General features: G+C 64.5%; 18 protein-coding genes. 10 read left to right on the top strand and 8 right to left on the bottom strand.

Going from position 1 to position 23070, the window contains the following annotated elements:
* Positions 1-60: 60 nt before the first annotated feature.
* From U5A52_RS28035 to U5A52_RS28025, 3 genes are all read right to left on the bottom strand, one after another.
* Positions 61-1071, bottom strand: coding sequence for a TRAP transporter substrate-binding protein (locus tag U5A52_RS28035; RefSeq protein ID WP_321913297.1), 1011 nt, complete (start codon positions 1069-1071; stop codon positions 61-63).
* Between the two features lie 70 nt (positions 1072-1141).
* Complete coding sequence (locus U5A52_RS28030; RefSeq protein ID WP_321913296.1) at positions 1142-2365, bottom strand: porin; 1224 nt, start codon at positions 2363-2365, stop codon at positions 1142-1144.
* Between the two features lie 192 nt (positions 2366-2557).
* Entirely contained in the window at positions 2558-3550 is a 993-nt protein-coding gene (locus U5A52_RS28025; protein ID WP_321913295.1) for a LacI family DNA-binding transcriptional regulator, read from the bottom strand.
* Positions 3551-3724: 174 nt separating this feature from the next.
* Between U5A52_RS28025 and U5A52_RS28020 the strand changes: the two genes are divergently transcribed.
* The 3 genes from U5A52_RS28020 (at position 3725) to U5A52_RS28010 (ending at position 6650) form a co-directional block, all read left to right on the top strand.
* A complete protein-coding gene (locus tag U5A52_RS28020; RefSeq protein ID WP_321936980.1) occupies positions 3725-4558 on the top strand; it encodes an NAD(P)-dependent oxidoreductase in 834 nt (277 codons plus the stop codon).
* 323 nt (positions 4559-4881) lie between these two features.
* Positions 4882-5310, top strand: a complete 429-nt coding sequence (locus U5A52_RS28015) for a helix-turn-helix transcriptional regulator (protein WP_321936978.1) — start codon at positions 4882-4884, stop codon at positions 5308-5310.
* Positions 5307-6650: a type II toxin-antitoxin system HipA family toxin gene (locus U5A52_RS28010; protein WP_415764026.1), complete on the top strand. Its 1344-nt coding sequence runs from the start codon at positions 5307-5309 to the stop codon at positions 6648-6650. The genes U5A52_RS28015 and U5A52_RS28010 overlap by 4 nt, the downstream gene beginning before the upstream one ends.
* Before the next feature lie 6 nt (positions 6651-6656).
* Here the strand turns inward: U5A52_RS28010 and U5A52_RS28005 are convergent, their stop codons facing one another.
* Entirely contained in the window at positions 6657-7565 is a 909-nt protein-coding gene (locus tag U5A52_RS28005; protein WP_321936976.1) for a LysR family transcriptional regulator, read from the bottom strand.
* A 124-nt stretch (positions 7566-7689) separates the two neighbouring features.
* Here U5A52_RS28005 and U5A52_RS28000 point away from each other — a divergent pair, with 124 nt between their 5' ends.
* The 3 genes from U5A52_RS28000 to U5A52_RS27990 are packed head-to-tail and all read left to right on the top strand — an operon-like array spanning position 7690 to position 11564.
* Complete coding sequence (locus U5A52_RS28000; protein WP_321913291.1) at positions 7690-9108, top strand: M20 family metallopeptidase; 1419 nt, start codon at positions 7690-7692, stop codon at positions 9106-9108.
* 10 nt (positions 9109-9118) lie between these two features.
* On the top strand, positions 9119-10429 hold the full coding sequence (locus tag U5A52_RS27995) for an MFS transporter (protein ID WP_321913290.1): 1311 nt from the start codon (positions 9119-9121) through the stop codon (positions 10427-10429).
* Positions 10430-10469: 40 nt separating this feature from the next.
* On the top strand, positions 10470-11564 hold the full coding sequence (locus U5A52_RS27990) for a serine hydrolase domain-containing protein (RefSeq protein WP_321936974.1): 1095 nt from the start codon (positions 10470-10472) through the stop codon (positions 11562-11564).
* On the opposite strand, the gene U5A52_RS27985 is transcribed toward U5A52_RS27990, so the two are convergent.
* The 3 genes from U5A52_RS27985 to U5A52_RS27975 all read right to left on the bottom strand — a co-directional run bounded on the left by U5A52_RS27985 (position 11561) and on the right by U5A52_RS27975 (position 17245).
* Positions 11561-14584, bottom strand: coding sequence for an FAD-binding and (Fe-S)-binding domain-containing protein (locus U5A52_RS27985; RefSeq protein ID WP_321936973.1), 3024 nt, complete (start codon positions 14582-14584; stop codon positions 11561-11563). The two genes, U5A52_RS27990 and U5A52_RS27985, sit on opposite strands and share 4 nt — an antisense overlap.
* A gap of 6 nt (positions 14585-14590) precedes the next feature.
* On the bottom strand, positions 14591-15877 hold the full coding sequence (locus tag U5A52_RS27980) for an MFS transporter (protein ID WP_321936970.1): 1287 nt from the start codon (positions 15875-15877) through the stop codon (positions 14591-14593).
* A 150-nt stretch (positions 15878-16027) separates the two neighbouring features.
* On the bottom strand, positions 16028-17245 hold the full coding sequence (locus tag U5A52_RS27975) for a pyridoxal-phosphate-dependent aminotransferase family protein (RefSeq protein WP_321936969.1): 1218 nt from the start codon (positions 17243-17245) through the stop codon (positions 16028-16030).
* Between the two features lie 163 nt (positions 17246-17408).
* Here U5A52_RS27975 and U5A52_RS27970 point away from each other — a divergent pair, with 163 nt between their 5' ends.
* The gene (locus tag U5A52_RS27970) at positions 17409-18116 is read left to right on the top strand and encodes a GntR family transcriptional regulator (protein ID WP_321936968.1); all 708 of its coding nucleotides are present in this window, start codon (positions 17409-17411) and stop codon (positions 18114-18116) included.
* Positions 18117-18173: 57 nt separating this feature from the next.
* Here U5A52_RS27970 and U5A52_RS27965 read toward each other — a convergent pair whose 3' ends face one another.
* Entirely contained in the window at positions 18174-19127 is a 954-nt protein-coding gene (locus tag U5A52_RS27965; protein WP_321936967.1) for a LysR family transcriptional regulator, read from the bottom strand.
* Between the two features lie 161 nt (positions 19128-19288).
* Here U5A52_RS27965 and U5A52_RS27960 point away from each other — a divergent pair, with 161 nt between their 5' ends.
* From U5A52_RS27960 to U5A52_RS27950, 3 genes are all read left to right on the top strand, one after another.
* Positions 19289-20479 (top strand): M20 aminoacylase family protein, encoded by a 1191-nt coding sequence (locus tag U5A52_RS27960; protein WP_321913283.1) that lies wholly within the window; start codon positions 19289-19291, stop codon positions 20477-20479.
* Entirely contained in the window at positions 20476-21780 is a 1305-nt protein-coding gene (locus U5A52_RS27955; protein WP_321913282.1) for an MFS transporter, read from the top strand. Before U5A52_RS27960 ends, U5A52_RS27955 begins: the two co-directional genes overlap by 4 nt.
* 215 nt (positions 21781-21995) lie before the next feature.
* Positions 21996-22976, top strand: a complete 981-nt coding sequence (locus U5A52_RS27950; protein ID WP_321913281.1) for a helix-turn-helix domain-containing GNAT family N-acetyltransferase — start codon at positions 21996-21998, stop codon at positions 22974-22976.
* Positions 22977-23070: the final 94 nt, after the last annotated feature.

The following is a 23070-nucleotide window of genomic DNA, read 5'->3' as shown; positions in this document are numbered from 1 at the left end:
ACAGACTTCACAACTGCGGTTTTCCGGCTCCGCGCCGCTCGCGGCGCGGAGCCCCGGGCTTTAGTGAATCGCCTGGATCTCGTCCACGATCTGCTTCATTTCGGGCGTCTTTTCATACTTCGCCCACACAGGCTGCATGGCCTTCACGAACGCTGCACGATCGACCTGCGTAGCCGGAACAATGGTCGCGCCGCCCTTTTGCACCGTCTTGCCCGCCGTGTCTTCGCGCGCCGTCCAGAGCTTCACGTAGTACGGCACCGAGTCGGCCGCCGCCTTCTTGATGACGTCCTGCTCCTGCGGCGTGAGCGTGTCCCATACCTTCTTCGAGAACACGAGCACTTCCGGCGTCATGGCGTGATCCGTTTCGGAATACACCTGCGCCACTTCGTAGTGCTTGGTTTCCTCGTACGACGGCAGGTTGTTTTCAGCCGCATCCACGAGGCCCGTCTTCAGGCCCGTATAGACTTCGGCGAACGGCATCGGCGTGGGCGTGCCGCCCATGGCCTTGATTTCGTCGACCATCAGGTCGGACGGCTGCACGCGCACCTTCAGGCCTTTCATGTCGGCCGGCGACTTGATCGGGCGCTTCGCGTAGATCGAACGCGCGCCGCTCTCGTAGAACGTCAGCGCGATCATGCCCTTGGCCTTGAACGCGTCGAGAATCTTCTGGCCTTCGGGGCCGTACATCACCTTGCGGAAATGGTCGATGTCGCGAAAGAGGAACGGCAGCGACGGAATCATCGACTCCGGCACGATCTCGTTGAACGCGGCGCCATTGGCGCGAACCATGTCGAGCGCGCCAATGCGCACCTGATCGATCGTGTCGTTTTCCGAACCGAGCGCGCTGTTGCCGAACACCTTGACGGAGTCCTTGCCGCCCGTGGCCTGCGAAATCTCTTCGCCCATGTGCTTGATCGCCATGTTGGTCGGGAAGGTGTCGCTGTGCACATCGGCTACGCGGAACACGCGCGCGTGCGCGGCGCCGGCGGTCAGTGCGAGAGCCGCTGCCAGAACCGTCATTGCGGTCTTTGCGGTGCGTGCAGTGCGTGCGTTGCGAAAGGTTTTTTTCATCGCTTGCCCCAAGAATGGAAGAGTTGTTTTCAAGCCGTGTTTGGGCTGATTAGCTGGCCAACCGGGTGTCTCAGAACCGGTGGATGATGCCTGCACCTACAGCGACCATGCTGCGTGACGAAGACGGCGTGGTCTGGAAGCCATCGCCAATCGTCGCGGTCGCGTTGATGATTTGGGTACCGTTGCCCGCCGGCGTGAGGGTCTTGCCGTTTGCACGCTGAAAAGCCTGCAACGCGTAAAGTCCCGTGCGCTTGGAAAGCGTGTAGTACTCCGAGAGATTGAACTGCTGGTATTGCGCGCTGCTCGTGATGCCGTTGGCTCGCGTTGCGCGCGTATAGCTGTAGCCCGTCGCGAAGTCCCACGTCGGAGCCGGCTTCCAGTGCAGGACGACGCCGCCCGTATTGAAGATCGCGGTGTCGTGGAAGCCCGATCCCACGCCGGGGATGTACTGCACATTCGAGTAAGTCGCGGTGAGATCGAACTGGCTGTTGAACGTATAGCCCGCGCCCACGGCGAAGCGCTGCTGTGCGCGCGCCGACTGGTAGCCGTAGGTGACGGCGGAAATGCCGGGCTGCGCGCCCGCGTTGGACGTGGTCGTATCGGCACCGAAGGCGCCGCCGTTCACGTTCGAGTTGTTGATGCGCGAGAAGCCCACCGCCATGCCGAACGGCCCCATGGCGTACTGCGCCGCGGCGGTCCAGGTCGAGCCTTGCGTCACGCTGCCGGGGACGCCAGCGAGCGAGTACGAACCGCTCACCGTGAAGCCGTAGATCTTCGGCGATGTGTACAACAGCGTGTTATTGGCGCGATAGATCGTGTCGAGACCGTCGAGATCGCCCGGATGCGCGCCGTAGAAACCGGTGAGCCACGTGGTCGGGCTGTACGGCGAAAGCATCTGGTAGTACGAAGCGTACTGGCGGCCCGCCGTGAGCGAACCGTAGGTGGGATTGGTCACCCCCACGAACGCTTGCCGGCTGAACATGAGCCCGCTCGTTGATTGCGCGCCGGTTGCGCTGTTGAAGCCTTGCTCGAGCTGGAAAATGGCCTTCGTGCCGCCGCCCAGGTCTTCGGCGCCCTTCAGGCCGAAGCGGCTGCCGGCCCACACGCCGTTGATCATCTTGACCGCCGAACGGCCGCCCGAGGTCGAACCGAGCGTCGTTTGACTCGACTGCCAGCCGATGCCCGTATCGACGATACCGTAGAGCGTGACACTGCTTTGCGCAAAGGCAGGCGCAGCACCTGCAATCGCCACCCCGACGACGGCGCACTTCAAACGGCGCGTATTCTCCGGCATTCTCCGATCTCCTTTTGTTCTTTATGTGTCACTTCGGGAAAACGTTTTCTTAAATTTAATGCGTTCCTTTCGAAATGGCTAGTAGGTAGTTACGCGGAGCGGCAGTACGAAAGTGCGTGCCCTGGGCACACGTGACGAGGCCGCCGGCCGTTGAAGAACGGCCAGCGAGCGGGTACTTCGCAGATCAGGGAATCAGCGGCAGGGGGCGGTCGAGTCGCGCACAACGAGGCGGGGTTCGAGCACGACCTGCTCGACATCCGCGCGGCCGGCAAGGACGTCGATGAGCTTTTGCATGGCCAGTTCGCCCATACGCTCGCTTTGCCCGTCGATCGTGGTCAGGCGCGGCTCCACGTATTCGCCATAGGGCACGTTGTCGATGCCGGCGACCGAGACATCCTGCGGTATGCGAAAGCCGAGTGACTTCGCTTCCTTCATGAAGCCAAGCGCGATGAGGTCGTTGTAGCAGATCACCGCCTGCGGACGCTTCGGGCCCAGCATCACCCGCGAGCAGGCTTGCTCGCCTGCCTGGGCGGTCGGCGCGTGGGTCTCGTACACGTCGAGCGTGAGGCCGGCTTCGGCCAGCGCCTCGGTTGCGCCGGCAATCCGTTCGTCGTTGATGGTCGCCGCGGCGAACCCGAGATACGCAACGTGGCGGTGCCCGAGGTTGAGCAAATGACGCACCATCATGGAAGTCGCGAGCCGGTTGTCGAAGCCGACGGTGGGAATGTCGAGGCCGCGCACGGTCCTGAGCATGACGACCGGCTTACCCAGATTCATCGTCCACCTGGCGATCTCTTCGGACGCGCGCGAGCTGACGATCAGGCCGTCCACGCGCGGCGAAAGCGCTTCGATGAGCGAGCGCTCGCGCGCGAGATTTTCTTCGGCGTCCACGAGAAGCAGCGTGTAGTCGTGCTGAAGCGCGACGCGGTTCGCGCCCTTGACCACGTTCGTGAAGTGCGGGTTCGCGATGTCCAGAATGGCAACGCCGATGGTGCGCGTGCGCCCCGTGATCATTGAGCGCGCAAGCGGATTGGAGCGGTAGCCGAGCACCTCGATGGCGTCCTTGACCTTCGCTTCCACCGCCGGCGAAAAGCGTTGCGTGCCGTTCACGTACTTCGATACCGTCGCGACCGAGACGCCGGCCATCGCGGCGACATCGCGAATCGTCGGGGAACCACTTTTCATAGGTTGGCAGCGCCAGGGATGATCGACGGCGAGCATTGTCGCAGAAACGGACCTGGGGTGAACCCCGTATTCGGAGCAGGTATTCCTCCATTGACGCTACGATTGCCGGTGGCTATATTCGGAAAACGTTTTCCATGCGTCCATCAATATCAAAATAATTCCCAGGGAGCCCTGATGTCGCAACACTCAATTTCCGCCAAACCGTTCGGCCGCCTTCTTCTTACCGGCGCGGGCGGCAATCTGGGCCGTCAGTTGCGCGGCGCGCTCGCGAACTGGGCCGCCGTCGTTCGCGTGAGCGACATCACGGAACTGGGCGAGGCGGCAGCGCACGAGGAAACGCACTGCGTCGACCTCTCGGATCGCGAGGCGGTCATGCAGCTTGTGGAAGGCGTGGATGCGATCGTGCACCTGGGCGGCATTTCCATCGACGCGCCATTCGACGACCTGCTCGAAGCCAACATTCGCGGCACGTACAACCTTTACGAAGCCGCGCGCAAGCACGGCATCAAGCGCATCGTCTACGCGAGCTCCAATCACGTCACGGGCTTCCATCCGGTCACGAGCGTGCTCGATACCGACGCCGCGCACCGGCCGGACAGCTTGTACGGCGTGACGAAATGCTTCGGCGAATCGCTGTCGCGCTATTACTTCGATCGCTTCGGCATGGAAACGGTATGTCTGCGCATTGGTTCGTCGTTCGAAGAACCGAAGAACGCGCGCATGCTCGTCACGTTCCTGAGCTATCGCGACTTCATCGAACTCGTGCGCTGCTCGTTGTTCACCAACCGCGTGGGCCACGCTGTCGTGTATGGCGTGTCGGACAACCCGGCAAGCTGGTGGGACAACGGCAAGGCGGGTTTCCTCGGCTACCGGCCGCGCGACAGCTCGGCGGCGTATGCCGAGCGCTTCCCGGCGACCGCGCCGAACGCCGAGCCTGGCGACGTCGCGCAGCAGTATCAGGGCGGACCGTTCGTGCTTGGCGAGCCGATGCAAGGCGCCGAGGGCTAAGCAGGCGCCCGGTCTGCTGTGCATGCTGGAGAACCGGCTCGATAACCTGAAGGCAGACCGCCCTGGCCGCGAAGCGGCTGGGCGGGATCACGGCGCGCCGGACAGTTAGTTGCAGCTTTGCATGGCAACCTGATCGTCGTCACTCACCCGCTGCCGCACTCTCCTGGCACCAGATACAACCTACAGGCTGTATTTTCAAATTACAGCCTATGGTTTGTATTTTTTCTTTACAACGTATAGACTGTATTCCACTGCGCCGCGCGTTTCCGTTTGCATCGGCCGTTGCTTCCGTTTGCATCCGCATCTAGCCGCCCGGAGTTGCCGTGGACTACCCTCTCAAGACCCTGAGTCAACTGCGCCCGATTCTCGTCGGCTTCCGCAAGAAAGCCGGCCTCACCCAGAAAGACATGGCCGCGCGGCTCGGCATCTCGCAGCAAAGCTATGCCGCGTTCGAGGCGAATCCCGAAGCGGCGAGCGTCGAGCGGCTCGTTCGGGTTCTGCGGCTCGTCGACGTCGAAATCAAGTTCGGCGCGCCCGAAGCCAAGGCTGCGCCGGTCGCGGCGAAAGCCGCGCCCCGCCCGGCCAAAGCTCCCGCGGCCACAGCCAGGATGCCGAGCGCGGCCAAGCCGCCGGCCGCCCGCAAAAGCACTCGCAAAAGCACCCGGGAAAGCACGCGCACCCGCACCACGCAGGCAGCCGGAGCCCCGCCGCGCCAGTCCGCCACGCGCCGCAAACCGAGGGAGAACTGGTGAGCGCACGCCCGCGTCTACCCAACCGGCTCGACCTGTGGATGAACGGCCTGCCCGTGGGCTCCTGGGAGAGCGCGCGCGGCAACGAGCGCCTCGTGTATCTCGACAGCTGGCTCGACGACCCGCAAGGCCGCCCCCTCTCGCTCTCGCTGCCGTTCACGCCCGGCAACCAGCCCTACCGCGGCCAGATCGTCGCGGACTATTTCGACAATCTGCTGCCGGACAGCGACCGCATTCGCAGGCGTATCGCCGCGCGCTACCAGACGGGCGGCACCTCGCCGTTCGAGTTGCTCGCCGCGCTCGGCCGCGATTGCGTGGGCGCGCTGCAGATTCTCCCCGCTGGCGTTGCGCCCGCGAGCCTCAGGAGCATCAAGGGGCGAGCGCTGAGCGAAGGCGACATCGCACAACTGCTGCGCGAAACCACCGCCACGCCGCACGCGGGCGAGCACGACTCCGTGGACAGCCTGCGGCTTTCCATCGCCGGGGCGCAGGAAAAGACCGCGCTGCTATGGCATGGCGGCCAGTGGCTGCTTCCCGAAGGCAGCACGCCGACCACGCATATCCTGAAGCTGCCGCTCGGGCTCGTCGGCAACATGCGCGCCGACATGCGTACCTCGGTGGAAAACGAGTGGCTGTGCACGCAAATCATCGCGGCCTACGGCTTGCCCGTCGCGCCCTGCGAAATCGCGCAATTCGAGGATATGAAGGCATTGGTCGTGGAGCGATTCGACCGGCGTCTTGCCAGCGACGGCAAATGGATCGTGCGCCTGCCGCAGGAGGACCTGTGCCAGGCCACGGGCACGTCCGGGCTCGCCAAATACGAAACCGACGGCGGCCCGGGCATCGACGCGATCATGCAAGTGCTGGACGGCTCCGCGCAGGCCACGGCCGACCGCCGCCACTTCTTCGTCACGCAAATCGTCTTCTGGCTGCTCGCGGCAACGGACGGCCACGCGAAGAACTACAGCATCGCACTGCTGCCCGGCAGCGAGTACGCCGCTACGCCGCTCTACGACGTGCTCAGCGCGCATCCTGTCGTCGGCCGGGGCCGCAATCATATTGCGCCGCAGCGCGTGAGCCTCGCGATGGCCGTGCGCGGGCGCAACCGGCACTATCGCGTCGAGGAGATCTATCCCCGGCACTGGATCGCGCAAGGCCAGCGCGTGGGATACGCAGCGCCGGAAGTCGAAGCGATGCTCGCGCAGGTGGCGGCGCAAACGCCGCGCGTGATCGAAGCCGTCTCGGCGCAGATTCCCGCCGGTTTTCCGGAAGACGTCGCCGACGCCGTTTTCGCCGGCATGCGCAGGCTCGCCGCGCGGCTTACCGCCGGGCTCACGAATTAAGCGAAATCACCCGCAGGCGAGATCCTCGTCGTCTATCGCGCGCGTGAGCAGGTCGAGAAAAGCCTGCATGGTCTGCGGCAGCGTGCGGCCCGCCATCGTCTGGATCTGCAGTGTGCGCTGATGCAACTCCGGGTTCGAGAGCGTCACGGCGGCAAGACCCTCCACCTCGAGACGGCCGCGCACGGTTAGAAAACCGGTGAACGTCACGGCATCGGTCAGGCGTACGAATCTTTGCAGTGCGACATGATAGTTGCTGACGAACACCGGCTCGAAGATCAACCCTTCGAGGCTGCACGCAATGTCGATGAGCTGGCGGATCGTTACGCCCTGGTTGTTCATGGCAACCGGCCACGGCATCAAGTCGCGCAACGAAAGCGACTCGCGCGCCGCCAGCGGATGATCGTGCCGCATGAGCGCAAATATCGGTGCGCGCTGCGAATAGTGCACGGCAATTTCTTTCTCCGGCGCGAGGCTGAAGCACAGCGCGATATCGGCCGTACCTTCTCTCACGCGCTGCGTTGCAACAGAAGGCGCCGACACGTCCAGCTGAAAATGCGTTTGCGGCCAGGTCCGGAGGAAGTGCGCGAAAACCTGGGGCAGAAAATCCGGCGCGAGGCCTTCGGAACTCGCAACGCGTATGGTCGCGCGGCCACCCTCGCTTAAGCCCCGAATCTCGCCGACCACGCGATCCGTTTCGAGCAGGCTGCGCCGCGCGTGCTCGGCGAGCATGCGCCCCGCCTCGCTCAGCACCATGCCACGCGGCCGCCGCTCGAATAACGGCGTGCCGAGTTCCTCTTCGAGCCGGCTGATCTGGCGGCTGAGCGCCGAAACGGCCACGTAAAGCCGTTCGGACGCCTTGCTCAGCGAGCCGCTGCGGGCCACTTCCAGAAAATAGCGCAGTGCGGTGTTGTCCATGTCGATGAGCGCGGTCTCGTTCGCTTTGCCGTTTCGGCAAAGATAAATCACAAATATTGTAATTGTGAAGAAATATCGGCGACTGCAGGATCGCTCGACGGCCTTAAAAACAGGGGGACGTGAGTTGACCCGTGACACCGCTATTCAAACCGCAGCCGGTCAATACGATTCAGGCCACTTCCTGAACGATCTGCGCCGCCGCGTGGCGTATCGCACCGAGAGCCAGGAGCCGGAAAGCGGCGAGCGCCTGCGCGGCTATCTGGACGAGGAACTCACGCCGCTCCTTGTCGATTGGGGTTTCACCTGCCGTGTCGTCGAGAATCCCGCCCAAGGCGCGGGCCCGTTCCTGATTGCGCATCGCCACGAAGACGATGCGCTGCCCACCGTGCTCAGCTACGGCCACGGCGACGTGGTGCGCGGCTACGACGCGCAATGGCGCACGGGCCTCACGCCGTGGGACGTGACCGTCGACGGCGAGCGCTGGTACGGCCGTGGCACCGCCGACAACAAAGGCCAGCACAGCATCAATCTCGCGGCGCTCAAGGCCGTGCTCGACGCGCGCGGCGGCAAGCTCGGCTTCAACCTCAAGCTGCTGTTCGAAACGGGCGAAGAAGTCGGCTCGCCGGGCCTGCACGAACTGTGCACGCACCTACGCGACGAACTCGCCGCCGACGTGCTGATCGCCTCCGACGGCCCGCGCCTGAGCGCGCACCGCCCGACGATCTTTCTCGGCTCGCGCGGCCTCGTCAATTTCAAGCTCGAACTGACGCTGCGTGAAGGTGGCCACCATTCGGGCAACTGGGGCGGCCTCCTGCGCAATCCGGGCGTCGTGCTCGCAAACGCGATCGCCTCGATGGTCGACGCGAACGGCAAGATTCTCGTAGAAGGTCTGCGCCCGCCCCCCATTCCGGAATCCGTACGCCGCGCGCTTGCCGATATTCGTGTGGGCGGCAATCCGGGTGAGCCCGAGGTCGATCGCGACTACGGCGAGCCGGGCCTCACGTCCACCGAGCGCGTGTTCGGCTGGAACAATCTCGAAGTGCTCGCGTTTCGCACCGGCAACCCCGAAAAGCCCGTGAACGCAATTCCGCCGCACGCGATCGCTTACATGCAGATTCGCTTCGTCGTCGGCACGGACTGGCAAAACCTCGAACGCATCGTGCGCGCGCACCTCGACGCGCACGGCTTCGGCATGATCGAACTCGACGTGGAGCGCGGCGCGCCGGCCACGCGTGTCGATCCCGACAACGCGTGGGTGCAATGGGCGCTGCGCTCGCTGCGCGAAACCACGGGAGCCGAACCCGTGCTGTTGCCGAACCTGGGCGGGACGCTCCCCAACGACGTATTCGCCGACGTGCTCGGCATGCCCACGCTGTGGGTGCCGCATTCGTATCCAGGCTGCTCGCAGCACGCACCGAACGAGCACCTGCTCGGCCCGGTCGTGCGCGACGGGCTGCGCATCATGGCTGGCCTTTTCTGGGACCTCGGCGCAAGAGAAGCCGGTGCGTCCAACCCCGCACCGCATCCAACAACGCTTGCATGAGGACGTCGCAATGAGCATCGATTCCCTTCCCGCGCATCACGGCAGCGAGCCCTGGTCGGAGCCCACGCGAAGCACTTCGGGCAAGAACGTCTCGCGGCTCATCATCGCGACTTCGATCGGCAACGCGCTCGAGTTCTACGACCTGCTCGCGTATGGCTACTTCGCCACGACGCTCTCCAAGCTCTTCTTCCCCGTTCACAACGCGACGATATCGTTGCTGCTGACACTCGGCACATTCGCGCTCTCATACCTCGCGCGGCCGTTCGGCGCGCTCGTGCTCGGCTCGTACAGCGACCGTAAGGGCCGCAAGGCGTCGCTCACGCTCTCCATTGCGATGATGACGATCGGCACCGGCATGGTCGCGCTCATGCCCACCTACGCGACGATCGGCATACTCGCGCCCATCGGCATTTTTGCGTCGCGCCTTCTGCAAGGCTTTTCGGCCGGCGGCGAGTTCGGCAGTTCGACCGCCTTCCTGGTCGAGCACGCGCCGCAGCGCAGCGGCTTCATGTCGAGCTGGCAGTTCTCGAGCCAGGGTGCGAGCACGCTGCTCGTCTCGTTGTTCGGCGCCGTGCTCACGGGCGCGCTCACGCAGCCGCAGCTCGAAAGCTGGGGCTGGCGCGTTCCATTCCTGTTCGGTGTGCTAATTGGGCCCGTGGGTCTCTATATCCGCAAACGCATGGACGAAACGCCCGAATTCGAGCGCGTCGAGAAAGCCGAGTCGCCCGTGCGCGAATTGTTCGCCACGCAAAAGGCACAAGTGATTGCGTCGATCGGCGTGCTGATACTGACGACGTCGGCGCAGTACGTGCTCCTCTATATGCCGACGTATGCCGCGCGCCAGCTCGGCCTCGCGCCTTCGTCGGGCTTTATCGCCACGCTCGTGGCCGGCCTGATCGCCATCGTGCTCACACCCATTGTGGGCCACTGGTCGGACAAGGTGGGCCGCACGCGCATCATGTTCGTGGCGGGCGTGCTGTTCCTGCTCACCGTCTATCCGGCGTTCATGCTCATCAACGCGTATCCGTCGCTCTCCACGCTGCTGGCCGCCGTGATCTGGGTCGCGGTGCTGAAGGTCGTGTATTTCGCCTCGATTCCGGCGCTCATGGCAAGCTTCTTCCCCACCCGCACGCGCACCACGGGCATGGCGCTCGCCTACAACGTCGGCACGACCGTGTTCGGCGGCTTCACGCCGCTGGCCGTGGCCTCGCTCATTGCGGCGACGGGCAATAATCTCGCGCCGGGACTCTGGCTGATGTTCGCCGCCGTGTTGAGCCTCGCTACGCTGATCTGGGCGCGCATACAGCTGGGCGCCCGTTGAACCGGCGCCATACAGGAACACGAAAGGGAAATACGCACGTATGTCACACGATTTGCCGCAAGAAGTTCAGGACGCCATTCAGTTTTCCGTCGATCACGAATCGGCATGGGACCGCCACGCCGATGGCAACTTCGGCGTGCACGTGAACGACCCGCCGCCGTGGAACCGCTTGCTCGGCCCCATCCACGACCGCGGCCCTGTGTCCGGCGCCATTGCCGTGGATGGCCGCCCGCTCGCGCAATGGGGCGAACCTGATCGGCCGGACCTGACCTTCAGCATTGCGAAGACGTATCTGGCGTTACTTGCGGGCGTCGCCCACGATCAGGGCCTCTTGCCCGATCCCGATGAGCCTGTACGCGTGCGCGTGCCCGGCATCGGCTTCGACGACGACCACAATGCGACCGTGACGTGGACGCACCTGCTGCAACAGACGAGCGAGTGGCAAGGCAAGTGCTTCGGCCTTGCCGATCAGGCCGATCACTATCGCGCCGTCACCTTCGGCGAGCCGCCCAACGGGAAGAAAGGCGATTTGCGCCCGTTGCAAGCGCCCGGCACGTATTGGGAATATAACGACGTGCGCATCAACCAGCTCGCGCTCGCGCTGCTGCATCTGTTCGGTCGTTCGTTACCCGAAGTATTTCGCGAGACGATCATGCGGCCCGTTGGCGCAAGCGAGAACTGGCAATGGGTCGGCTACGACGACGCATGGATCGATCTGGGCGGCAAACGGGTGCAATCGGTGCCCGGCGGCTCGCATTGGGGCGGCGGCATGTCGGTGAGCGCCAACGATCAGTTGAAGGTCGCGCAGATGCTGCTCGACGATGGCATGGCCTCGGGCCGCCGCGTGCTTTCGAGCGAATGGATCGCGCGCATGCGCACGCCCTGCCCGCTCGCGCCGTTCTATGGCTCGCTGGTGTGGCTCAATACAGAGCGGCGCGTGTTTCCGAGCGTGCCCGAGTCGAGTTATTTTGGCGTAGGCGCGGGCAGCTCCTTCATGTGGATCGAGCCCGAGCGCAAAATCGCGCTGATCGTGCGCTGGCTCGACTCGCAATTCGCCGATGCATTCTTCGGCAAGATGCTGCACGCCGTAGATGCCGCGTGCTCGCGCCATGGCACGAGCACACTCGCAAGTTAGCTAATCGCCATTTCCAGCACTCTCGCCACGTGCAGCGCCGTGGCGTTCGCGCCGTCGTGGATCTGGTGGCGGCAACTCGTGCCATCCGCCACGACGAGGTCGGCGCGATCCGCTTGGCGCACTGCGGGCAACAACGAAAGTTCGGCCATCGCCAGCGAGGCTTCGTAGTGCTCCGCTTCGTAGCCGAAGCTCCCCGCCATGCCGCAGCATGACGATTCGATCGGCTTGACGTCCAGCCCCGGAATCCAGCCCAGCACAGTGAGCACGGGCCGGAAGGCGTCGAACGCTTTCTGGTGACAGTGGCCGTGCACCCACGCACGCGGCGCGGCGAGCGGATGCAAGGCCAGATCGAATCGGCCAGCGCCTTTCTCGCGCACGAGGAATTCTTCGAACAGGAATGCCGCGGCCGAAAGTTCGCGAGCCTCGTCGCCGTAGCCGTATTGCAGGAACTCGTCGCGCATCGAGAGCAGGCACGAGGGTTCGAGCCCGACAATCGAAACGCCACGCGCGACGAACGGCATGAGCATATCGAGTAGCCGCCGCGCCTCGCGCTTCGCCTCGTCCACCAGACCCGCTGCGAGGAACGTGCGGCCACAGCACAGCGGACGTTCTTCGCCACGCACGTTGTAGTGCACGAAATAGCCGGCCGCTTCGAGCACCCGTTGCGCGGCGCGCGCGTTTTCCGGCTCGAAGTTGTCGTTGAAGGTATCGACGAACAGCACGACCTCTTTGGTGGCCGCTGCAGCATCCGGCTTTGTGGCTGCAACCTCCGCAAGGAATGACCGCCTGAACTGCGGCAGCGAGCGTTGCGGCGCGAGACCGAGCGCGCGCTTCACCCATGCATTGACCAAAGGAATGCGCTCGCCGGCCGCCGCCAGGCCGCCCACTTTCGCTGCACGACGCGCATAGCGCGGCAAGAACGCGATCATCTTCTCGCGCAGCTTCAGGCCGTGCTTCGTATTCCACGCCGCGCGCGCCTCGATCTTCAGCTTCGCCATGTCCACGCCGGTCGGGCAGTCGCGCTTGCAGCCCTTGCACGACACGCACAGGTCGAGCGTGTCCTTGACTTCGTCGCTCGCGAGCCCGTCCTCGCCCAACTGCCCCGAGATTGCGAGCCGCAACGTGTTCGCGCGGCCGCGTGTCACGTGCTTCTCGTCTTTCGTCACGCGATAGCTCGGGCACATCGTGCCCGCGTCGAACTTGCGGCAGTGGCCGTTGTTGTTGCACATCTCCACGGCTTTCGCGAGGCCGCCAGTCAAGTCGTCGCCGCTGCCGGGCGGCGTTTCAACGCCCGTTAGCGGATCGCGCTTCGCGTCCCACGCCGACCAGTCGAGCATCGGCCGCATCTGGCGCTCACGATATCCCGGCGCGAAGCGGAACAGCTTTGCGTCGTCCATCTTCGGCGGGCGCACGATCTTGTCGGGATTGAAGCGATTCTCGGGGTCGAATAGCTGCTTGATCTCCGTGAACGCCTGGTTGATCTTCGGTCCGTACTGCCAGGCAATCCATTCGCCGCGGCACAGGCCGTCGCCGTGCTCGCCCGAAAACGCGCCCTTGTACTCGCGCACGAGTTCGGCGGCCGCTTCGCCTATCGCGCGCATTTTCGCCGCGCCGTCGCGGCGCATGTCGAGAATCGGGCGCACGTGCAGCGTGCCGACGCTCGCGTGCGCGTACCATGTGCCCTCGGTGCCGTGCTGATGAAAGATTTCGGTCAAGCGGCTCGTGTACTCCGCGAGATGTTCGAGCGGCACCGCGCAGTCTTCGATGAACGAGACCGGCTTGCCGTCGCCCTTCATGCTCATCATGATGTTCAGGCCGGCCTTGCGCACTTCCCACAGCGCCTTTTGCTCGTTCGCGTCGGTCATCTTCACAACCGAGTCCGGCAGGCCGAGGTCGCCCATCAGTTCGACCAGACCATCGAGGCGGCGCACCTGATCGTCACGATTGTCGCCGGCGAATTCGACCAGCAGGATCGCATCGGGCCTGCCCACCAGCGCCTTTTCGATCACCGGCTTGAAGCCGGGGTTGCCAAGCGCGAGTTCGATCATCGTGCGATCGACCAGTTCCACCGCAGTCGGCTTGAGCTTGACGATATGCTGCGCGGAGTCCATCGCCTGCCAGAAGGTCGGAAAGCTCACTACGCCCAGCGTTTTGTGCGCGGGCAGCGGCGCGAGCTGCAGCGTGATCTGCCGGCTGAAGGCGAGCGTGCCTTCGGAGCCTACGAGCAGATGCGCGAGATTCGCCACGCCGTCGTCGGTATAGGCGAGCGGGTTCTGGCAGTCGAACAGGTCGATGTTGTAGCCGGCCACGCGGCGCAACACCTTCGGTATGCGTTCGGCAATCTCGCCGCGTTCGCGCGTGGCGATGCGCTGCACGCCTTCAAGCAGCGCCGCGAGGCGCGCGCCTTCCTGCGGCTTCTTCAACGACTGGAAACGGGCCTCGCTGCCGTCCGCGAGAATCGCGTCGATGCCGAGCACGTTGTGCACCATGTTGCCGTACTCGATCGAGCGCGAGCCGCACGAATTGTTGCCCGCCATGCCGCCGATCGTGCACTGCGCGGCCGTCGAAACGTCTACGGGAAACCACAGCCCGTGCGGCTTGAGCCAGGCATTCAGATGATCGAGCACGACGCCCGGCTCGACTGTTACCGTACGCGCTTCGGCATCGAAATCGACGATGTTGTTGAGCCACTTCGACGTGTCGATCACGAGCGCTTCGCCCACCGTCTGGCCGCACTGGCTCGTACCCGCGCCACGCGCCAGCACCGGCGCATGCTCGATGCGCGCCACTTCCAGCGCGGCGCGCAGGTCGTGCTGATCGCGCGGCACCACCACGCCAATGGGCGTGATCTGGTAGATCGAGGCGTCGGTTGCGTAGCGGCCGCGGCTCGCGGCGTCGAAGAACACGTCGCCGCGCACGGCTTCGCGCAGGCGACGCGCGAGCGGCGAGCCATGGCCCGCGCTCGAGGGAACCAGATGAATCGGCTTGACCAGCATGCCAGAGGTGCGTGCGCCTTCCATTGCCGGTCACACTCCCTGATGAGAACCTGTGGGCGCTTCAGCCTGCTTGCCCAGCTCGAAGCGGCTCTCGGGCTGCATGCGGAACGCGAGAATCACGCCGCACCCCATCAGCACCATGCTGCCCACGAACGGCAGATCCCAGTTGCCGAAGTGGTCGATCAGAAAGCCGCCCACCACGGGCGAGATGATCGCGGCCAATGCCGAGCCCGTGTTCATCATGCCGCTCGCCGTTCCGGAGAATTCCGGTGCGATGTCCATGGGGATCGCCCACATCGGGCCGATGGTCATTTCGGCGAAGAAGAAACCCGCCGCGAGGCATGTCATCGAAATAACGGGATCGTGCACGAACATCAGCGGCACCAGCACGATCAACGTGATGAGCATGCATACCGAGACCATCCAGCTGCGCGCGCGCTTGAGGTTGCCGGTACGCTTGAGGAGCCAGTCGGTCACGAGGCCGCCGAGCGTGTCGCCCACCACGCCCGCGAGGAACACCACCGAGGCGAAGATCGCCGACTTGCCCAGCTGCAGGTGATAGTTGTGCAGGAAGTATTGCGGAATCCAGCTCAGGAAAAGCCACAGCGTCCAGCCGTAGCAGAAGTAGACGATCGTCACCGGAATCATGCGCTTGAAGAGCGCCATCCACGGCAGGCCAGTCACGCGCGGCTTGGGCGGCGGCAGAATGGCGAGTTCGGCCTCGGTAATGCGCGGGTGATCCTTCGGGTGCTCGGTGAACGTGAACGCCCACACCACCACCCACAGCAGGCTGAGCGCGCCGCAGACATAGAACGATTCGCGCCAGCCGTAGCGCGCCATCACGAGCACCACGACTGCGGGCGCCACCGCATTGCCGACGCGCGACGCGGAGTGCGTGATGCCCTGCGCGAAGCCGCGCCGCTCTTTTGCGACCCAGCGCGACATGGCCGAGGTCGAGGCGGGAAACGTTGCGCCCTCACCGAAACCGAGCAAAAGACGCGCGGCGAGCAGTGAGGCGAGGCCGCCCGCCATGCCCGTGAGCACCGTGGCCACGCCCCACACAGCGCCGCAGAAAAGCAGCGTGCGGCGCGCGCCGAAGCGGTCGCTCACCCAGCCGCCAATGATCTGAAACAGCAGATACGGATACGCAAACGCCGAAAAAACCAGCCCTACTTCGGTGTGCGATAGCTGGAACTCCTTGCCGAAGCCCGCCGCCGCCGTGCTCACGTTCACACGATCGAGGTAGGTGATGAAGTACATGATGCAGAGCATGATCAGCACGATGCTGCTCGCGCTCGTCAATCGATACCGTTTCATCGTCTGTCTCCGTTGCTGGTTCTATCGGCCGCTTCGCCCTTCTTGCAGGGGCGTCCGGCATGGGAACAACCTGGGACAACATAGGAAATCAGCCTGTCATGCCGCGCCCCGTGCGCGGCATGTGCGTCTTATGTGAGAAAAACGCCTGCTTCAGGCTGCTTTCAGCGAAACCACATTGGGCTGCGCCGCCAGATATTCCATCGCCGCCGGCAGGCCGCTGTCCTTCAAGGGCACGCTCGCAATGCGCAGGCCCATCTCGCAGCCGGCCAACGCGGCCAGCAGCGTGAGATCGTTGCAGTCGCCCAGGTGCCCGATGCGGAACATGCGCCCCTTGACCTTGCCAAGGCCCGTGCCGAGCGAAAGATCGAAGCGCTCGTAGATGATCTTGCGAACCGCATCCGCGTCCACGCCTTCGGGCATCATCACGCCCGTGAGCACCGGGCTGTAGACGGCGGGGTCGGCGCACTGGATCTCGAGGCCCCACGCGCGCACCGCGCGCCGGCACGCCTCGCCAAGACGCTGATGCCGCGCGAACACGTTGTCGAGCCCTTCGTCCTGCAGCATGTCGAGCGCTTCGGAAAGGCCGTAGAGCAGGTTCGTGTTGGGCGTGTACGGCCAGTAGCCGCTCTTGTTCATCTCGATGATCTCGGTCCAGCCCCAGAAGCTGCGCGGCAGCTTTGCCTGCTCGCTGGCTGCCAGCGCCTTCGCCGAAACCGCATTGAAGCTGATGCCCGGCGGCAGCATGAGGCCCTTCTGCGAGCCGGAGACGGTCACGTCCACGCCCCACTCGTCGTGCCGGTAGTCCGCGCTCGCGAGGCCAGAAATCGTGTCGACGAGCAGCAGCGCCGGATGCCCGGCGGCATCGATTGCGCGGCGCACTGCGGCGATGTCGGAGGTCACGCCGGTCGAGGTCTCGTTGTGCACCACGCAAACGGCCTTGATGGCGTGCTGCGCATCCTCACGCAGACGCTTTTCGATCAGGTCCGGCTGCACGCCGCGCCGCCAGCCTTCAATGCCAGGCAGGCCGAGAAACTCCGGCTTCAGACCGAGGCGCTCGGCCATCTGCTTCCATAACGTCGCGAAATGACCCGTTTCATACATCAGCACCGTGTCGCCGGGGCTCAGCGTGTTGGTGAGCGCGGCCTCCCAGGCGCCGGTGCCCGAGGCCGGGTAGATGACCACCGGCTGCTGGGTCTTGAAGATCTTCTTGATGCCGTCCAGCACCTTGAGTCCGAGCACGCCGAACTCGGGGCCACGATGGTCGATGGTCGGATAGCTCATCGCGCGCAGGATGCGATCAGGCACCGGGCTCGGGCCGGGAATCTGCAGGAAGTGACGACCAGCGGGATGGAAATCGAGCTTCAACATGCAATCGCTCCTGTTTTTGAATTTTGCATGCAAAAAACTATAATCCAGTCAGCCCTTACGTAGACAGAGAATTCCGACGTGGTTTACCCCAATCACGGCGTGCTTCTTTGGGGTCCTGTCCTTGGGCTAGAATTCGCTGAAAATCGATGGAAATGCCTTTTGCATGCAAAACCCGAACCTGAACCCCGTCGCCGTTAGCCCGGAACTGCCGCCTATTCCGCGCCAGCAACTCCATGACACCGTCGTCGATCATCTGCGGCGGTTCATCGTGGAAGGCGTGCTCGAGCCCGGCCGCAAGCTCAATGAACGCGAACTGTGCGAAACCCTGGGCATTTCGCGCACGCCGTTGCGCGAAGCGCTGAAGGTGCTCGCGTCCGAAGGCTTGATCGAGATTTCGCCGAATCGCGGCGCCTCGGTCTCGACGATGTCGGAGGCGGAACTGCGCGAGACCTTTGAACTCATGAGCGGACTCGAAGCGTTTTCAGGCGAACTGGCTTGCGAGCGGATCACCGCGGCCGAGATCGCCGAGATCAAGGCGCTGCACTACGCCATGCTCGCCTGCCGCGCGCAGAACGACCTGGCCGGTTACTACAGCCGCAATCAGGCGATTCACGACAAGATCAATGAAGCGGCGCGCAATTCGGCGCTGCGGCAAACGTATATCGCCGTGAATCGCCGCTTGCAGGCGCTGCGGTTTCGCTCGAACTTCGAGACCCCGAAGTGGGATCGCGCGATTCATGAGCACGGCGAAATGCTCGAAGCGCTCGACGCGCGCGACGGCAAGCGGCTCGCAGCGATCTTGCGGCAGCATTTGCTAGCCAAGCGCGACGCGGTGTTGAGGATTGGGGATGCGCCTTCGGCGCAGGAATAATAGATCGGCAACCGAGCCGCTACCGACCCGATCCGTTGCGCACGCAACGACACGCCGTTACTTCTCCGCCGACTCCAGAAAACTCTGCGCAAGCTGCTTCCTCAGGTGATCCGCCGCGGGCGAGAGCCTGCGGCCCACGCGCGTGACCATCTGGCTTGAAAAGCCCGCTGCAATCGGATGATCGATCGGCACGGCCACCAGTTCGCCCAGATCGATGCCGCGGCGCGCCGTGATCGACGACATGAATGCCACACCGAGCCCGGCGGCCGCGAGCGTCTGCGCCGTATTGAAAAGATCCACGCGATAGGCGGGCATCACATTCAGGCGCGCGTCGTCGAACAGCGACTGCACGAAGTGCTGCACGCCGAACGACTCGGTCATGAAGATCAGTCGCTCGCCGGCGAGTTCGGCGGGCGCCACCTTCTGCAACTTCGCAAAGCGGTGCGAGGGCGCGACGAGCGCGCAAAGCGGCCGCGACGCAAACGGATGAATGCGCATGGCGGGGTCGTCGGAGGTGCGCGTGCAGAGGCCGATATCGACCACGTCGTCGCGCACGAGCGAGAGCACGACCGGCGTCGGCCCCGAGCGGATCTCCACGAGAATGTCGGGGTAGGTCATCGAAAACCGCTGCAGCGCCCGCGCGATCAGATTGCCGATGAAGCCCTCGCCCACGCCCAGCGCCACGCGCCCGCGCCTCAGGTGCCGGTACTCCTCCAGCCGCGCGGCCAGATCGCGCTGGCGGCGCTGGCCGTCGCGATAGTGATCCACGAGCACCTGACCGATCTCGGTCACGGCCACGTTGCGCCCGCGCCGCTCGATCAGCGAAAAGCGCAGCCGCCGCTCCAGCGCCGCCACCTGGCGGCTGATGACCGATGCGTTGACGCCCAGCGCCTCGGCGGCCATGCGCACGCCGCCCGCCACCGCAATTTCGGCCAGATAGCGCAACGGCCGCTCGCCGATATCGTCAATCGCGCCTCGCGCCGCATCTTCCCGATCTGCTTTTCCCCGCACTGCGTGGCTCCTTTTGCGCGCATTGCCTTGCTGCGCCGCGACAATCAACCGTTGACTTCAAGTCAACATTTTCGGCGCTTTTCCGTCATGGGTCGAGTTTTTCGTCGATGCAATACTCGGCCTTCGGCTTTTGCCCAAACCAATTCCAATAAGGAGTCCCCGTGAGCGAGCACCACTACTGCGAAATCGCCGACCTGGCCGAAGCCCGTTCGGAACTCGACGAAATCCGTCATCACCTCCACAAGCACCCTGAACTCTCGTACGAGGAAGCCGACACATCGCGCTTCGTCGCGGACAAGCTCGCGGCCTGGGGCTACGAAGTCACGCGCCACGTGGGCGGCCACGGCGTGGTGGCGTCGCTCAAGGCGGGCACGAGCGCGCGCACGGTAGGCGTACGCGCCGACATGGACGCCCTGCCGATCCAGGAGCTGACCGGCCTCGACTATGCAAGCGTGCACGCGGGCAAGATGCACGCATGCGGCCACGACGGCCACACCGCGGTCCTGCTCGGCGCGGCGCGCCAGCTCGCCAAAACGCGCAACTTCGACGGCACGGTCCACCTGATCTTCCAGCCCGCCGAGGAAGCCGGCTCGGACAGCGGCGCCGAGCGCATGATCGCCGACGGCCTGTTCGATCGCTTCCCCTGCGAAGCGATCTTCGGCCTGCACAATCATCCGGGCGTGCCCACCGGCACGTTCGGCTTTCGCGCAGGCCCGCTCATGGCCGCTTGCGACACCGTCAAGCTGCGCGTTCACGGCAAGGGCGGCCACGCGGCGCGCCCGCATCTGGCCGTGGACCCGGTGCTCGTGGGCAGCAGCATCGTGATGGCCTTGCAGTCGGTGGTGTCGCGCAACGTCGACCCGAACGAAGCCGCGGTCGTGACCGTTGGCGCGTTCCGTTCGGGCCATGCGCCGAATGTGATTCCCGAAGACGCCGTGCTCGAAATGAGCGTGCGCTCGTTCTCGCCCGAAGTGCGCGCGACGCTCGAAGCCCGCATCCGCGCGCTCGTCGAGGCGCAGGCGCAAAGCTACGGCGCGAAGGTGGACATCGACTTTATCCGCGGCTATCCGGTGCTCATCAACAGCGAAGCCGAAACCGAATTTGCCCGCCAGGTGGCCGAGGAACTGGTCGGGCCGGAGCACGTCATCGCGCCATTCCCGCCGATCGCGGGTAGCGAAGACTTCGCGTACTACCTGCAGCAGCGCCCCGGTTGTTTCGTACGCCTTGGCAATGGCGAAGGCCGGCCGATGCTGCACAACGCGCGCTACGACTTCAACGACGAGAACTTGACCATTGGCGCTGCGTTCTGGACGCGTCTCGTCGAACGATTCCTCAGCAAGGACCGTGCATGAACGCCGCCACTGAACCGCTTCTGAAAACAACCGACGAAGTCGCACTCTCCCCTGGCTACCAGCGCAAGATCGTTCTCGCGGCGGTGATCGGCAACCTGCTCGAATTCTTCGACTTCACTGTCTACAGCTATTTCGCGCTGACGATCGGCCATCAGTTCTTTCCGGCCGACAGCCAGGTCACGTCGCTGCTGCTCGCGTTCGCGGTGTTCGCCGTGGGCTTCGTCATGCGCCCGCTCGGCGGCATCGTGCTCGGCCGCTACGCCGACCGCGCGGGCCGCAAGCCGGCGCTCACGCTCACCATCCTGCTGATGGCGGTGGGTTCCGCGTCCATCGGTCTTGCGCCCACTTATGCGCAGATCGGTATCGCTGCGCCGCTGCTCATCGTCCTCGCCCGCCTCGTGCAGGGCTTCGCGCAAGGCGGCGAATTCGGCGCGGCAACGGCCACGCTGCTCGAAATGGGCGGACAAGCGAGCCGCGGCTTTCGCGCAAGCTGGCAGCTTGCCAGCCAGGGCGCGGCGGCGCTGCTCGGCTCGGGTCTTGCGGCAAGCCTTGGCTTTCTGCTCTCCGCGGAGACGATGCATAGCTGGGGCTGGCGCATTCCGTTTCTGCTCGGCACGCTCATCGCGCCAGTCGGCATCTATCTGCGCCGGCACATTCGCGAGGAGCCGCCCGCGCAGCGCGTGGTCGCAGACCGCAACGACCCGAAGCGCGGGCTGTACGTGCGCAACTGGTTCCTCACGATCTTCGCGGTCATGGGCATGTCGGTGTCGACGTACGTGATGATGTACTACATGCCGACCTACTGCATCCAGTACCTGGGACTGCCACCGAAGATGTCGATCCTCGCGGGCGTGGCGTCCAGCACGATCTCGCTCGTGATGTGCCCGATCTACGGCGCGTGGTCGGACCGCATGGGCCGCCGCAAACCGCTCACGGTGATCGGTCGCGTCGCGCTGATCCTGCTGCTCTACCCGGCGTTCTGGCTCATGACGCACTTTCCTTCGCTGCCGGTCGTGCTCGGCGCGCTCATCGTGCTCATGCTCTGCTACACGATGGGCTCCGCGCCCGCTTACGCGTTGATGCCGGAAAACTTTCCGAAGCATCTGCGCGCAGGCTATATGTCGAGCGCGTACGCGATTGCGGTGTCGGTGTTCGGCGGCACGGCTCAACTCGTGGCCGGCTGGCTCATCCATGTCACGGGCAACAAGATGGCGCCCGCGTGGTACATGATCGGCTGCGTGCTGATTTCGCTCATCGCCGTTTCCTTGTTCGAGGAAACCGGCAACAAGGTAATCGACTGAACGGTCGACCCACAAGAACGCCGCTTTGAAAAAAGGGCGGGCGAACGCGGATTGCGTCGCCCGCCCTTTCGCTTCTGAAGCCTGAACGACTGAAGGGTCGAACGGCAATTTGCCGCCAGCGCTCCGAACTTGCGTTATCCGTCATGGCCGCCTATATTGGCCTCTAATGGTTGCGACTCGCAACCAATTGCAAGAAGACCATAGCGGAGACTCTCATGGATTTTGTCGACGTGCCCGCCCAGCCCCGCGAGACGACCATTCTCGAGCTGCGCGAGTTCTCGCGGCGGCTCGTGCGCGAACTGGGCTTCATGCGCACGACGCTCGCAGACAGCGATCTCGCCCCTTCCGCCGTGCACGCCATCATCGAGATCGGCGCGCAGCCTGGCATCAACGCGCGGGCGTTGGGCGATATCCTGCGGCTCGACAAGTCGAACACGAGCCGCCAGGTTGCGCGGCTCGAGGCGGCCGGTCTCGTCAAACGCAAGACCGCCGACGACGACGCGCGCTCCTCCGAGCTGAGCCTGAGCGCGGCGGGCCAAAAGTTGCGCGCAAAGATCGACCGCTTCGCCACGGACCAGGTTTCCAACGCGCTGCGGCGGCTGGTTCCCGCCGATCAACAGGCGCTCGTGCGTGCGCTCGCGCTCTACGCCGACGCGCTCGCGCACGACAACCCCAACGAGGAAAGCACGACCGCGTCGACAGTGGGCGTACAGGTCGTGGAAGGCTACCGCCCCGGCTGCATTGGCGACATTGCGAGTCTGCACGCGCGGTTCTACGCAGCGAACTGGGGCTTTGGCGCTTACTTCGAAAAGAAGGTAGCGACGGAGTTGGCCGAATTCGCCGGCGCGTTGCCCGCCGAAGGCCGTGCGCTGTGGCTCGCGGTGGAGCGCGATCGCATACTGGCTTCGCTTGCCATCGACGGAAACGAGCACGGCAACGCAGGCGTCGCGCATCTGCGCTGGTTCATTGTGGACGACTCGCTGCGCGGCACCGGGATCGGCAGGCAGATGATGACGAGCGCGATGCAGTTCGTCGATGCGCACTACGCCGAGACTTACCTGTGGACCTTCAAGGGCCTCGACGCCGCGCGGCATTTATACGAGTCGTTCGGCTTCGAACTGGCGGAGGAACTCGAAGGAAGCCAGTGGGGCACGAAGGTCACGGAGCAGCGCTTCGTGAGGCGCCGCGCCCGCTAACTGGCATTACGCGGACTCTGCCCGGCGCCCGCGCGTTTCAGGCATGCGCAGAGACACGATCAGCGAAATCGCCGCGCAGAGTCCGCTTCATTCG

Origin of the sequence: Paraburkholderia sp. J8-2 (genome assembly GCF_905220195.1) — a bacterium.
GTDB lineage: Bacteria > Pseudomonadota > Gammaproteobacteria > Burkholderiales > Burkholderiaceae > Paraburkholderia.
This window is presented reverse-complemented; position numbering and strand designations above follow the sequence as displayed.